General features: G+C 71.9%; 12 protein-coding genes. 3 read left to right on the forward strand and 9 right to left on the reverse strand.

The genetic code is table 11. The annotated features are described in order from the left end of the window. Positions 1 to 141: 141 nt before the first annotated feature. From ABZ135_RS30880 to pgsA, 8 genes are all read right to left on the reverse strand, one after another. On the reverse strand, positions 142 to 894 hold the full coding sequence (locus ABZ135_RS30880) for a YebC/PmpR family DNA-binding transcriptional regulator (protein WP_356700321.1): 753 nt from the start codon (positions 892 to 894) through the stop codon (positions 142 to 144). Between the two features lie 62 nt (positions 895 to 956). Then, positions 957 to 1,547 (reverse strand): pyridoxal 5'-phosphate synthase glutaminase subunit PdxT, encoded by a 591-nt coding sequence (gene pdxT / locus ABZ135_RS30885; protein ID WP_356700323.1) that lies wholly within the window; start codon positions 1,545 to 1,547, stop codon positions 957 to 959. Positions 1,548 to 1,554: 7 nt separating this feature from the next. Then, positions 1,555 to 2,478, reverse strand: coding sequence for a pyridoxal 5'-phosphate synthase lyase subunit PdxS (gene pdxS, locus ABZ135_RS30890; protein ID WP_356700325.1), 924 nt, complete (start codon positions 2,476 to 2,478; stop codon positions 1,555 to 1,557). A 125-nt stretch (positions 2,479 to 2,603) separates the two neighbouring features. Next, positions 2,604 to 3,146, reverse strand: coding sequence for a hypothetical protein (locus ABZ135_RS30895; protein ID WP_356700327.1), 543 nt, complete (start codon positions 3,144 to 3,146; stop codon positions 2,604 to 2,606). An 11-nt stretch (positions 3,147 to 3,157) separates the two neighbouring features. Continuing rightward, positions 3,158 to 3,793 (reverse strand): MBL fold metallo-hydrolase, encoded by a 636-nt coding sequence (locus ABZ135_RS30900; protein WP_356700329.1) that lies wholly within the window; start codon positions 3,791 to 3,793, stop codon positions 3,158 to 3,160. A 70-nt stretch (positions 3,794 to 3,863) separates the two neighbouring features. Next, positions 3,864 to 5,021 (reverse strand): glycosyltransferase family 4 protein, encoded by a 1,158-nt coding sequence (locus tag ABZ135_RS30905; protein WP_356700331.1) that lies wholly within the window; start codon positions 5,019 to 5,021, stop codon positions 3,864 to 3,866. Continuing rightward, a complete protein-coding gene (locus ABZ135_RS30910; RefSeq protein ID WP_356700333.1) occupies positions 5,018 to 5,923 on the reverse strand; it encodes a phosphatidylinositol mannoside acyltransferase in 906 nt (301 codons plus the stop codon). The genes ABZ135_RS30905 and ABZ135_RS30910 overlap by 4 nt, the downstream gene beginning before the upstream one ends. Next, on the reverse strand, positions 5,920 to 6,579 hold the full coding sequence (pgsA, locus tag ABZ135_RS30915; protein WP_356700335.1) for a phosphatidylinositol phosphate synthase: 660 nt from the start codon (positions 6,577 to 6,579) through the stop codon (positions 5,920 to 5,922). The genes ABZ135_RS30910 and pgsA overlap by 4 nt, the downstream gene beginning before the upstream one ends. 278 nt (positions 6,580 to 6,857) lie before the next feature. Between pgsA and ABZ135_RS30920 the strand changes: the two genes are divergently transcribed. Beyond that, positions 6,858 to 9,065 (forward strand): elongation factor G-like protein EF-G2, encoded by a 2,208-nt coding sequence (locus ABZ135_RS30920; RefSeq protein ID WP_356700337.1) that lies wholly within the window; start codon positions 6,858 to 6,860, stop codon positions 9,063 to 9,065. Positions 9,066 to 9,275: 210 nt separating this feature from the next. Beyond that, positions 9,276 to 10,940, forward strand: a complete 1,665-nt coding sequence (locus ABZ135_RS30925) for a hypothetical protein (RefSeq protein WP_356700339.1) — start codon at positions 9,276 to 9,278, stop codon at positions 10,938 to 10,940. Between the two features lie 21 nt (positions 10,941 to 10,961). Here the strand turns inward: ABZ135_RS30925 and ABZ135_RS30930 are convergent, their stop codons facing one another. Further along, positions 10,962 to 11,525, reverse strand: a complete 564-nt coding sequence (locus ABZ135_RS30930) for an HIT domain-containing protein (protein ID WP_356700341.1) — start codon at positions 11,523 to 11,525, stop codon at positions 10,962 to 10,964. 65 nt (positions 11,526 to 11,590) lie between these two features. On the opposite strand from ABZ135_RS30930, the gene ABZ135_RS30935 reads away from it, so the two are divergent. Further along, entirely contained in the window at positions 11,591 to 12,268 is a 678-nt protein-coding gene (locus tag ABZ135_RS30935) for a potassium channel family protein (RefSeq protein ID WP_356700343.1), read from the forward strand. The last annotated feature ends 19 nt before the right edge of the window (positions 12,269 to 12,287 follow it).

Below are 12,287 nucleotides of genomic sequence, written 5' to 3' on the forward strand. Positions count from 1 at the left end.
GTGAAGAAGACGCGGGCGTCGGGGATGCCGGAGAGGGCGGCGATGCGCTCGGCGAGCTCCACCATGGGGCGGTTGAGGTAGAGGGTGGAGGAGTGACGCCATCCGGCCCGCTGGCGGAGATGACCGTGCCCAAGCCGGTGATCAGGCGTCGACCTTCGCCATGACCTCGTCGCTGACGTCGAAGTTGGCGTAGACGTTCTGCACGTCGTCGCTGTCCTCGAGCGCGTCGATCAGCTTGAACATCTTGCGCGCGCCCTCCTCGTCGAGCTCGACCTGCATGGTCGGGACGAAGCTGGAGTCGGCCGAGTCGTAGTCGATGCCGGCCTCCTGCAGGGCGGAGCGGACCGCGACCAGGTCGGTGGCCTCGCTGATGATCTCGAAGCTCTCGCCGAGGTCGTTGACCTCCTCGGCGCCCGCCTCGAGCACGACCTCCAGGACGTCGTCCTCGGTCAGCTCGCCCTTGGGCAGCACGACGACGCCCTTGCGGTTGAACAGGTACGAGACGGAGCCCGGGTCGGCCATCGAGCCGCCGTTGCGGGTCATGGCGACGCGCACGTCGGAGGCGGCGCGGTTGCGGTTGTCGGTGAGGCACTCGATGAGCACCGCGACACCGTTCGGGCCGTAACCCTCGTACATGATCGTCGCGTAGTCGACGCCGCCGGCCTCGAGGCCGCCGCCGCGCTTGACCGCGGAGTCGATGTTCTTGTTGGGCACCGAGCTCTTCTTGGCCTTCTGGATGGCGTCGAAGAGGGTCGGGTTGCCGTCCGGGTCGGCACCGCCGGTGCGGGCGGCGACCTCGATGTTCTTGATCAGCTTCGCGAAGAGCTTGCCGCGCTTGGCGTCGATCACGGCCTTCTTGTGCTTCGTCGTAGCCCATTTAGAGTGGCCGGACATCTGCCTGTCTCCTTCGCGTAACCCATTTCCCTACGAACCCCAGAGATCCTACCGGGATCCTTTCACCGCTCCGCGCGCACCATGTCCACGAACAACTGGTGGATCCGGTGGTCGCCGGTGAGTTCGGGATGGAAGGAGGTCGCCAGGGCCTTGCCCTGCCGTACGGCGACGATGTGCCCGTCGTGCTCGGCGAGCACCTCGGCCCGGGCGCCGACCGACTCCACCCACGGCGCGCGGATGAAGACGCCCTCGACGGGAGAGTCGATCCCGGCCACGGTCACCCCGGCCTCGAAGGACTCGTTCTGCCGCCCGAAGGCGTTGCGGCGCACGATCATGTCGATGCCGCCGAAGGTCTCCTGGCCCGAGCGCGGGTCGAGGATCTTGTCGGCGAGCATGATGAGGCCGGCGCAGGTGCCGTACACGGGCAGGCCGCCCGCGATGCGCTCGCGCAGCGGCTCCATCAGGCCGAAGAGGACGGCCAGCTTGGAGATGGTGGTGGACTCGCCACCGGGGATGACGAGGCCGTCGACCTCGTCGAGTTCTTCGGGGCGCCGGACCGGCCTGGCCACGGCGTCGGCCGCGGCCAGGGCGATCAGGTGCTCCCGTACGTCGCCCTGGAGGGCCAGGACACCGATCACGGGAGTGCTGTTCATCGGTGTGTTACCAGCCTCGGTTGGCGTAGCGCTCGGCCTCGGGCAGGGTGTCGCAGTTGATGCCGACCATGGCCTCGCCCAGGTTGCGGGAGGCGTCCGCGATGATCTTCGGGTCGTCGTAGAAGGTGGTGGCCTTCACGATGGCGGCGGCGCGCTTGGCCGGGTCGCCGGACTTGAAGATGCCGGAGCCGACGAAGACGCCCTCGGCACCGAGCTGGCGCATCAGGGCGGCGTCGGCCGGGGTGGCCACGCCACCGGCGGAGAACAGCACGACCGGGAGCTTGCCGAGCTCGGCGACCTCCTTGACGAGCTCGTACGGGGCGCGCAGCTCCTTGGCGGCGGCGTACAGCTCGTTGTTGTCGAAGCCGCGCAGCTTGGCGATCTCGTTCTTGATCTGGCGCAGGTGGCGGACGGCCTCGACGACGTTGCCGGTGCCGGCCTCGCCCTTGGAGCGGATCATGGCCGCGCCCTCGGCGATGCGGCGCAGGGCCTCGCCCAGGTTGGTGGCGCCACAGACGAAGGGGGTGGTGAAGGCCCACTTGTCGGAGTGGTTGACCTCGTCGGCCGGGGTGAGGACCTCGGACTCGTCGATGTAGTCGACGCCGAGGGACTGCAGGACCTGCGCCTCGACGAAGTGACCGATGCGGGACTTGGCCATCACGGGGATGGACACGGCCTCGATGATCTCTTCGATCATGTTCGGGTCGGACATGCGGGCGACGCCGCCGTCCTTGCGGATGTCGGCGGGGACCCGCTCCAGGGCCATGACGGCCACGGCGCCGGCGTCCTCGGCGATCTTCGCCTGCTCGGCGTTGACCACGTCCATGATCACGCCGCCCTTGAGCTGCTCGGCCATGCCGCGCTTGACGCGGGAGGTGCCGATCGCCGAGGACTCAGTGGACTGGGGGGTGGTGGAAGGCGTGGTGGACACGGGGTACCTCACTCGTGACAACGGGGTTGACGACAAGAGTGAGGAAACAGGCCACGTGCGGTCCACATCAAGGGCCAATGTGCAGCCGGTGGCTCGTTTTCGCAGGTTACGAAGGTGAAGGCGGCTCAGGTCGGACGATCCGCAAGGGCGATGGGCGGTTCGTCATCCATTTCGAAGGCGAGCGGAAACGGGGCGTGGCCGGCGAGCCGGAACCAGCGGACCGTGCGGTGCCGGCGCAGGGCCCGCGCCGCCCGTACGGCGTCGTTGTGGAACCGCCGTGCCATCGGCACCCGCCGGACCGCCGCGGCCAGCTCCCCCGCGGCCTCCTCGCCACCGGGCGCCTCCCGCACCACCTCGACCTGCTCCGGCTCCCCGAACACCGCCCGCAGGGCCTGGCTGAGTTCGCTCTCGGCGACCTCCCGGTGGTCCTCCTCGGCCTGCCGGGCCGCGTGCGCCGCCTCGTACAGCACGATCGAGGCGGCCGGGTCCAGCACTCCGGAGGTGGCCAGTTCCTGGGCGACCGAGGCCCGCCGCAGCAGTTGCGCGTCCAGCGCGGCCCGCGCCGCGTCGATCCGCGTGTGCAGCCGGTCGAGCCGGCCGGCGGTCCAGCTCAGGTAGACGCCGACGAGGATCAGCGCGACGACGGTCCAGATCAGGGTTTCGGTCACGGGCGCACAGGCTACCGGGGCGGCGGCAGCGTCCCTTCCCAGACAGCGTGGTCATGGGCGAACAGCACCCGCGTCGGCCGTCCCGCGGCGAGCTCCCCGAGCCGCGCGAGCCAGGGCCGGTACGGGGTGCCGAACTCGTGCGCGAAGTCGTACGCCTGTCCGGCGAGGACGGTGACGCGGTCGCCGTGGTCGAGGACGAGCGACTGGTGCCCCTCGGTGTGCCCGGGGGTGGGGACGACACGGACGCCGGGCGCGATCTCGTGCTCGCCGTCGAGCTCCACGTACCGGACGCCGGGCAGCAGCGTGTCGATGGTGTAGTCCCCGGCGCGGGCGGCGGCGAGCTCGGTGCGCTGGACCAGGACGGGGGTGCCGGTGAAGCGCTGGTTGCCGCCGATGTGGTCGAAGTGCAGATGGCAGTTGACGACGAGGTCGACGTCCTCCGGCCCGACGGTCAGGGGCCTGCGCACGGGCCGGTAGTGCGCGTCCGCCTCCGCCGAGCCCTCCCCCATCCCGGTGTCGAACACGAGGGCACCGCCCTCGTACCGCACGAGGTAGCCGAGGGCCGGCTCCCGGCGGTCGTGGGGCCCGCCCCATTCCGCGGCGGGCCGGGTGAAATAGCCGAGGTCGAGCGTCTCGATCGCGATCATGCGTCCACCCTGCCCGCCGGCGCGGCCCGCCACGACCGGCTCCGCCGAGAGCGGACGGGGCCCGTGGGCCCTAGAAGCCCAGCCGCGCCCGCAGTCCGCCCGCCACCCGGTCGTCCGTCGCCACCGAGGCCGCGCCGTCCGTGACCGTCTCGTAGACGGCGAGGACGTCGGCGCCCACCGTCGACCAGTCGAAGCGGCGCACGTGCGCCGCGCCCCGCTCGCGCAGTTCGTCCCGGCGGGCCTCGTCGCCGAGGAGGCGGATCGCCCGGTCCGCGAGGTCGTCGGCGTCCTCGTTGGTGAAGAGCTCGCCGGCCGCGCCCTGGTCGAGGACCTGGGCGAAGGCGTCGAGGTCGGCGGCGAGGACGGGGGCGCCGGCGGACAGGGCCTCGACGAGGATGATGCCGAAGCTCTCGCCGCCGGTGTTGGGCGCCACGTACACGTCGACGCTGCGCAGCAGCCGCGCCTTGTCCTCGTCGCTGACCATGCCGAGGAACTCGACCCGCGACCGCATCTCGCGCGGCAGGGAGGCGACGGCCTCCTCCTCGTCCCCGCGCCCGGCGACGAGGAGCCGGGTCTCGGGCCGCTCGGCGAGGATCTTCGGGAGGGCCCGCATCAGGACCGGCAGGCCCTTGCGCGGCTCGTCGATGCGGCCGATGAAGCCGAGCGTGCCGCCCTGCCACTCCTTCTTGGGCTCGGCCCGGGCGAAGAAGTCGACGTCGACCCCGTTGGGGATGACCACGGCGTCGCCGCCGAGGTGCTCGACGAGCGTCCGCCGGGCGTACTCGCTGACCGCGATCCGCGCGCTGATCTTCTCCAGGGCGGGCTGGAGGATCGGATACGCGGCGATCATCGCCCGGGAGCGCGGGTTGGAGGTGTGGAAGGTGGCCACCAGGGGCCCGGTCGCCGCCCAGCAGGTCAGCAGCCCGAGCGACGGCGAGGTCGGCTCGTGGATGTGGACCACGTCGAAGGTCCCGTCGTGCAGCCAGCGCCGCACCCGGGCCGCCGACAGGAAGCCGAAGTTGAGGCGGGCGACGGAGCCGTTGTACGGCACGGGCACCGCGCGCCCGGCGGACACGACGTACGGCGGCAGCGGGGTCTCGTCGTCGGCCGGGGCCAGCACGGAGACGTGGTGACCGAGCCGGATGAGGTGCTCGGCGAGGTCGCGGATGTGGAACTGGACGCCGCCCGGCACGTCCCAGGAGTACGGGCAGACGATGCCGATCCTCAAGGCGTCCGCTCCTCCAGGTCCGCGAGCCAGAGCCGCTGCAGCATGTGCCAGTCCTCCGGGTGGTCGGCGATGCCCTCGGCGAAGACGTCGGCGAGGGCCTGGGTCATCGAGGCCGCCTTCTCGGCGCGGGTACCCGACTCGGGTACCTCGACGGGGGCGTGGATCCGTCCCCGCATGACGTCGGTGTCGTCGTACCACAGCGTCACGGGCAGCAGCAGCGCGCCGGTCTGCTGGGCGAGCATGGCGGGCCCGGCCGGCATCCGTGCCGCCTCGCCGAAGAAGGTGACCTCGACCCCAGACGCGGACAGATCGCGGTCGGCGACCAGGCAGACCAGGCCGCCGGCCCGCAGCCGCCGCGCGAGGACGCCGAAGGCGGCGCCGCCGGTGTGCGGCAGCACCTCCATGCCCAGCGACTCGCGGTAGGCGACGAACCGGTCGAACAGCGACTCCGGCTTGAGCCGCTCGGCGACCGTGGTGAACGGCAGGCCGAGGGCGCGGGTGACCCACACGCCGGCGAGGTCCCAGTTGGCCATGTGCGGCAGGGCGACGATCACGCCGCGGCCGGAGGCCAGGCCCTCCTTGAGGTGGTGGACGCCCTTGGGGTCGAAGCTGCCGGCGGCCCGCTCCGCGCTCCAGGCGGGGAGCCGGAAGGACTCCATCCAGTAGCGCATGTACGAGCGCATGCCGGCCTTCGACAGCTCGGCCAGCCGCTCCGGGGACGCGTCCGGCACCACCCGCGCCAGGTTGGATTCCAGGCGCAGGACGCTCGGGCCGCGCCGCTTCCACGCCGTGTCGGCGATCCGCCGGCCGAGGCCCCGGGCCACCGGCTCGGGCAGTTTCTTCACGGTGGCCCAGCCCAGCCCGTACAGGCCGTCGCTCAGCTTGTCCTTGAGTCCGCTCACGATGCCGCCCCGCTCCCCCTGGAGGCGGCGTCCGCCTCCGCCGACTCCCTGCGTACGGTCACGACGCGCTGCCCCAGGGTCACGGCCGAGCCGACCGCCACGATCCACAGGGCGATGGGCAGCAGCACCTGGACGCCGGGCACGCCGAAGGCGTGCAGTCCGGCGAGACCCGCGGCCACCAGCGAGATGACGAGCCGCTCGGCCCGCTCGACGAGTCCGTTGACGGCGACCGGCAGGCCGATCGACTCGCCGCGCGCCTTGGTGTACGACACGACCTGGCCGCTGGCCAGGCAGAAGATCGCGACGGCGCACAGGATGTCGTCGTCGCCCTTGCCGGCGTACCAGAGGGCGAAACCGCCGAAGATCGCGCCGTCGGCGACCCGGTCGAGGGTCGAGTCGAGGAAGGCGCCCCAGCGGCTGGAGATGCCGGCCTGGCGGGCCATGTTGCCGTCGACGAGGTCCGAGAAGACGAAGAGGGTGATGACGATCGTGCCCCAGAAGAACTCCCCGCGGGGGAAGAAGACCAGGGCGCCCGCGACCACTCCGGCGGTGCCGACGAGCGTCACCGCGTCGGGGCTGACGCCCCGGCGGAGCAGAAACGCGGCGAACGGCGTGAGGACACGCGTGAAAAACGCACGCGCGTACTTGTTCAGCATGGCCTTCCCGAGGTTCGGTGGGCCGCGCGGCCCCTACGACCACCGGCTCACCCATCGTAGCCACGCGGGCCCCCGCCGGAGCGGCGGCACCCGGGGACGGCGCGGGCGGCCCCCGCCCGTACGACGTATGGACGCACCGTGACGTCGGTGCAAAGCTCGAAGGACAACCGCGGGCGTCGCCGGAGCCGCACGCGACGGGCGGCCTCCATGCCGCCGGCTGCTGCCACTCCCCCGCGTCCGCGCCCCGCCTCACCGCACGAGCAGTCGGGAGGAACATCATGGGCGACAAGGCGAACACCCACTCCGGGGCCGCCGGCAGGGCTCCAACGGCCGACCGGCCCTCGGCCGTACGGAACGTGGTGCTGGTCGGCCACAGCGGATCGGGCAAGACGACCCTCGTCGAGGCCCTGGCGCAGACCGCGGGCGCGGTGAACCGCGCCGGGCGCGTCGAGGACGGCGGGACGATCTCCGACTACGACGAGATCGAACACCGCCAGCAGCGTTCCGTACAGCTCTCCCTCGTCCCGGTGGAGTGGGACGGATGCAAGATCAATCTGTTGGACACCCCGGGATACGCCGACTTCGTCGGGGAGCTGAGGGCCGGTCTGCGCGCGGCGGACGCGGCCCTCTTCGTCGTCTCGGCGGCGCAGGAGGCCGACGCGGTCGTCGGCTCGACCCGCGCGGTGTGGGAGGAGTGCGCCGCGGTCGGCATGCCCCGGGCGATCGTCGTCACCCACCTCGACACCGCCCGCACCGACTACACCCGCCTGACCGAGGTCCTCGCCGAGCTGTTCGGCGGTGACGACCCGGACGCCGTGCTCCCCCTGTACCTGCCCGTGCGCGGCGCCGAGGGCGCCGACGGGCACGCGCCCGCCACCGGCCTGGTGGGGCTGCTCACGGAGCGGATCTTCGACTACTCGACGGGGGTACGGAGGGAGGACCCGCCCGACGAGACGCAGAAGCCGCTGATCGCGGAGGCGAGGGCCCGGCTGATCGAGGGGATCATCGCCGAGAGCGAGGACGAGACCCTGATGGACCGCTATCTCGGCGGCGAGGACATCGACCTCAAGACGCTGATCGACGACCTGGAGAAGGCGGTCGCCCGCGGCACCTTCCATCCGGTCCTCGCCGCCGCTCCCGCCGCCGACGGCGCCAAGCAGGGCCTGGGCACGGTCGAGCTCCTGGACCTGATCACCCGCGGCTTCCCCACCCCGCTGGAGCGGGAGGCCCCGGCCGTCACCACCCCGACGGGCGAGCCGCGGCCGGCGCTGACCTGCGATCCGGACGGGCCGCTGGTCGCCGAGGTCGTGAAGACCTCCTCCGACCCCTACGTGGGGCGGATCTCGCTGGTGCGGGTCTTCTCCGGCACCCTGCGGCCCGACGAGACCGTCCACGTCTCCGGCCACGGGCTCGCCGACCGGGGACACGAGGACCACGACGTCGACGAGCGGGTCGGCGCCCTCACCTCCCCGTTCGGCAAACAGCAGCGCACCCTCGCGCACTGCGTGGCGGGCGACCTCGCCTGTGTCGGCAAGCTGGCGCGGGCGGAGACCGGCGACACCCTGTCGTCGAAGGACGCGCCGCTCCTGATGGAGCCGTGGTCGATGCCCGAGCCGCTGCTGCCGCTGGCGATCGAGGCGCACAGCAAGGCCGACGAGGACCGGCTGTCGCAGGGGCTCGCCCGGCTGGTCGCCGAGGATCCGACGATGCGCCTGGAACAGAACCAGGACACCCATCAGGTCGTCCTGTGGTGCCTGGGCGAGGCGCACGCCGATGTGGCCCTGGAGCGGCTGCGCGGCCGGTACGGCGTCCAGGTGGACACCGTGCCGCACAAGGTGGCGCTGCGCGAGACCTTCGGCGGGCCCGCGTCGGGGCGCGGCCGGCATGTGAAGCAGTCCGGCGGGCACGGCCAGTACGCGATCTGCGAGATCGACGTGGAGCCGCTGCCGCCGGGCAGCGGCATCGAGTTCGTCGACAAGGTGGTGGGCGGCGCCGTCCCGCGCCAGTTCATCCCGTCCGTGGAGAAGGGCGTGCGCGCGCAGGCGGCGAAGGGGGTGGCGGCCGGTCACCCGCTGGTGGACATCCGGGTGACCCTGCGCGACGGCAAGGCCCACTCGGTGGACTCCTCCGACGCGGCCTTCCAGACGGCGGGCGCCCTCGCCCTGCGGGAGGCCGCCGCCGACGTCCCCGTCCACCTGCTCGAACCGGTCGCCGAGGTGCAGGTCCTCGTCCCCGACGACTACGTCGGCCCGGTGATGAGCGACCTGTCGGGCCGGCGCGGGCGGGTGGTCGGCACCGAACAGGCGGGGCCGGGGCGCACGGTGGTGCGGGCGGAGGTGCCGGAGATCGAGATCGGGCGGTACGCGATCGACCTGCGGTCCGTCTCGCACGGCACGGGCAGCTTCTCCCGTACGTACGCACGGCACGAGGCGATGCCCGCGCATCTGGCGGACCGGGTCCGCGGGGAGGCGCGGAAGGGGGCGTGAACCGGTCCTGACGGGACGACAGGCGCCCGCCGCCCGCCGACTGCCGTGCGGCGGGCGGCGGGCGGCAAGCGACAAGCGGCGGGCGGCAAGCGGCATCCGGCCGTGCTCCCGTGCTCCCGTGACGCATCCGTCGCCACCCGGTTACGCTGTGGTGCCCAGCTCAGAAGGTGTGCGGGGTGCGGCAGTTGGGAACAGCCCGCACAGGGAACCATGGCGATGGGGGCGGCAGTGACGATCGGCAGTTTCGGACCCGGGGCGCAGATCCCCCTCCAGGGCTCGGACGCGCAGACGGCGGCGACCGCCGCACTCGCCTCCGTCGCGTACCGCGACAGCCCGGTCGAGGAGATCCTCAAGGCCAACAACGACCTGCACAAGTCGACGGTGAAGCCGGGCAGATGGCAGAAGCTCTTCCGGCCCGACCTCGGCGAGGCGTTCTCCCGCGCCGTGCAGGTCCGCATGCTCGGCGGCGCCCGCAAGCCCCTCATCCAGTCCTTCGGCGCCGATCCGCAGCCGGTCGTCGAGCACTGCCTGGCGGCCACCGGCATCCGCAAGCAGCGCGACGTGAAGCTGACCCTGGTCACCCTCGTCTTCGGCATCCTGTTCCTGCCGGGACTCCTGCTCTGGCTCGGCGTCATCCAACTGCGCCGGCTCGCCGCGGGCTCCGAGAACAAGCGGACCAGCGCCATCGGCACGGCGCTGATGCTCGCCGCCGGTTTCATCGCCCTGCTGTTCCTGCTGAAGCTGCCCTTCGACGGCTTCCTGCCGAACTATCTGCGCGCGATGATCGTGGCGCCGGTGGTCGGCTGGTTCCTGGCCCGCCGCATCTGCGAGAACACCGCCGTCGCCCTGCGCGAGCGCTGGACGGCCCTGCTCAGCGGCGGCGGCATCGGCGCCGCCGTGCCCGAGGCCGTACCGAAGGACCCGACCGAGAAGACCGCCGAGGAACTCCGCCTCAACCTGCAGAAGCTGACCGCCGAGCAGCAGTCCAACATCGTCTTCTACGCGGGCCCCAAGGGAATACTGGGCATGGGCACGCGCTGGGGAAGCTGGACCCTCGCCGAGGAGCTGGTCCCGCGCGAGGGCAAGGAGATCCACGACTTCCGTGCCTGGGACGTGGTCCGCCAGATCCACACCGAACTGACCCTGCTCGAACGCGGATCGCTGAAGACCGGCTTCCCCAAGCCGACCGTCAAGCACTGGATCGTCTCGCCGGTCGGCGAGGGCGCCGACGAGGTCGCGCGCCCCGAGGGCGAGAACATCGTGGCCTTCCAGGTGAAGCCGCACGAGATACAGCGCATCTGCAACGACCAGCAGTTCGGCAGTGGGAACCGGCACTATCTGGGCGTCCAGTTCACGCTCTGGGACGGTCAACTGGTCCTGACGATGATGGTGACGGTCACCTCGCTCCACCGCACGCTGCGCGTCGAGGTCAGCGGCCATGCCCTCGGGCCGGTCCACAGCCTGTTCACCACCAAGCCGGCGGCGAAGACGAAGGAGGTCTCCAAGACCGTCAGGTTCTGGGAGACCCGCGAGATCAAACTGCCGCTCACGGACACCGACGACGTCGTGCGCCAGGCCGTGCGCGCCCCGCTCACCTGGTTCCCGCCGGTCCTGGACTTCCTCGGCGGCAAGCTGGTCCTGCCCGAGCCCTTCGGGCTGCGCCACCCCTGGGCGAGTCCGCCGTGGAAGAACCGCTTCATGGCCGACGACGCGATCCGCGCGGCCACCCCGGTGCTGCGCGCGGTCCACGCGGCGACCCTCAGGGTGCTCGACGACCACAACGTGGACACCGAGCGCTTCGCCAATCGCTCCCTGGTCCTCAGCGGCGGCGTCCAGGACGCCGGCCCGAAGAAGGCCGACGTCTACGACGCGTAGGGCGGCTGCCGAAAGCCCGGATCAGATGCCGGCCGGCCAGGCGTCGGCCAGCATCCTGCGGGTGTCGGCGAGCAACTGCGGCAGGACCTTGGTGTGGCCGACCACCGGCATGAAGTTCGTGTCCCCGCCCCAGCGGGGCACGATGTGCTGGTGGAGATGGGCCGCGATACCGGCGCCCGCCACCGTGCCCTGGTTCATGCCGATGTTGAAACCGTGGGCGCCCGAGGCCGCGCGCAGGGCGACCATGGCCCGCTTGGTGAACTCGGCCAGCTCCTCGGTCTCCGCCGCGTCGAGGTCGGTGTAGTCGGCGACGTGGCGGTACGGCACCACCATGAGGTGGCCGCCGTTGTAGGGGTACAGGTTGAGCACCGCGTACACCCACGTGCCGCGCGCGATCACCAGACCGTCCTCGTCCGACTTCGACGGGATCGTGCAGAAGGGACAGCCGTCCTCGGCACCCGGCCCGGTCGGCTTGTTCTCGCCCTGGATGTACGCCATCCGGTGAGGCGTCCACAGGCGCTGGAACGCGTCCTGCGTCCCCACTCCGATCTGCTGTTCCGGCTCAGTCGTCATGCTGAGCAGCATATGGCTTCGCCCGTTCGGATCGTGTCGCCGGGGCGGAAGATCCATGCGGAGGCCATCCTGATCCGATGAGCGAGCGAGCGCCGTCGCAGGAGCGCTGGGAGGCACGGATGGAGACGCCGCTGGCGGTGGCGTCCCTGGTGTATCTCGGCGGGTACACGGTCCGGGTGCTGGCCCGCGACCTCTCCTCCGGCCCGCGGGACCTGTGCCTCGCGGTCATCTGCGCCACCTGGGCCCTCTTCGCCGTCGACTACGCGGTACGGCTGCGGCTCAGCGGCCTCGGGCCGCTGCGGTTCGTGCGCCGGCATCCGCTGGACACGGTCGTCCTGGTCCTCCCGCTGCTGCGCCCCCTGCGGATGATCACGGTGTACGACCGGGGTCGGCGCCGCCGCGACCGGGCGCGGCTGAGCCTCTACGCCCGGGTGATGGCCTACGCCGGCCTGTCGGTCGCGCTGCTGGGGTTCGCGGGGGCGCTGACGGTCTACCACCACGAGTACGGGGCGCCGGGCGCCTCGATCCGTACCTTCGGCGACGCGGTCTGGTGGACCTGCGCGACCCTGGCGACGGTCGGCTACGGGGACGTGGCCCCGGTGACCCCCGTCGGGCGGGTGGTCGCCGTGGGCCTCATGGGCTGCGGGCTCGCGCTGCTCGGCGCGGTGACCGGCTCGTTCTCGTCCTGGCTGATCCAGCGCTTCGACCGCGGGGACGAGAGGAGGCCCCCGAGGGATTCCCCGGGGGCCTCCTGACCCCGCGATGGCGGGAGCA

The sequence above is a fragment of the Streptomyces sp. NPDC006339 genome (assembly GCF_040612775.1).
Taxonomy (GTDB): domain Bacteria; phylum Actinomycetota; class Actinomycetes; order Streptomycetales; family Streptomycetaceae; genus Streptomyces.

What these genes read in the sequence shown, in the direction of transcription:
- ABZ135_RS30880 (WP_356700321.1), bottom strand. Translation starts at nt 894, where the DNA reads ATGTCCGGCCACTCTAAATGGGCTACGACGAAGCACAAGAAGGCCGTG.
- ABZ135_RS30930 (WP_356700341.1), bottom strand. Translation starts at nt 11,525, where the DNA reads ATGCTGCTCAGCATGACGACTGAGCCGGAACAGCAGATCGGAGTGGGG.
- ABZ135_RS30925 (WP_356700339.1), top strand. Translation starts at nt 9,276, where the DNA reads ATGGCGATGGGGGCGGCAGTGACGATCGGCAGTTTCGGACCCGGGGCG.
- pdxT (WP_356700323.1), bottom strand. Translation starts at nt 1,547, where the DNA reads ATGAACAGCACTCCCGTGATCGGTGTCCTGGCCCTCCAGGGCGACGTA.
- ABZ135_RS30920 (WP_356700337.1), top strand. Translation starts at nt 6,858, where the DNA reads ATGGGCGACAAGGCGAACACCCACTCCGGGGCCGCCGGCAGGGCTCCA.
- pgsA (WP_356700335.1), bottom strand. Translation starts at nt 6,579, where the DNA reads ATGCTGAACAAGTACGCGCGTGCGTTTTTCACGCGTGTCCTCACGCCG.
- ABZ135_RS30900 (WP_356700329.1), bottom strand. Translation starts at nt 3,793, where the DNA reads ATGATCGCGATCGAGACGCTCGACCTCGGCTATTTCACCCGGCCCGCC.
- ABZ135_RS30935 (WP_356700343.1), top strand. Translation starts at nt 11,591, where the DNA reads ATGAGCGAGCGAGCGCCGTCGCAGGAGCGCTGGGAGGCACGGATGGAG.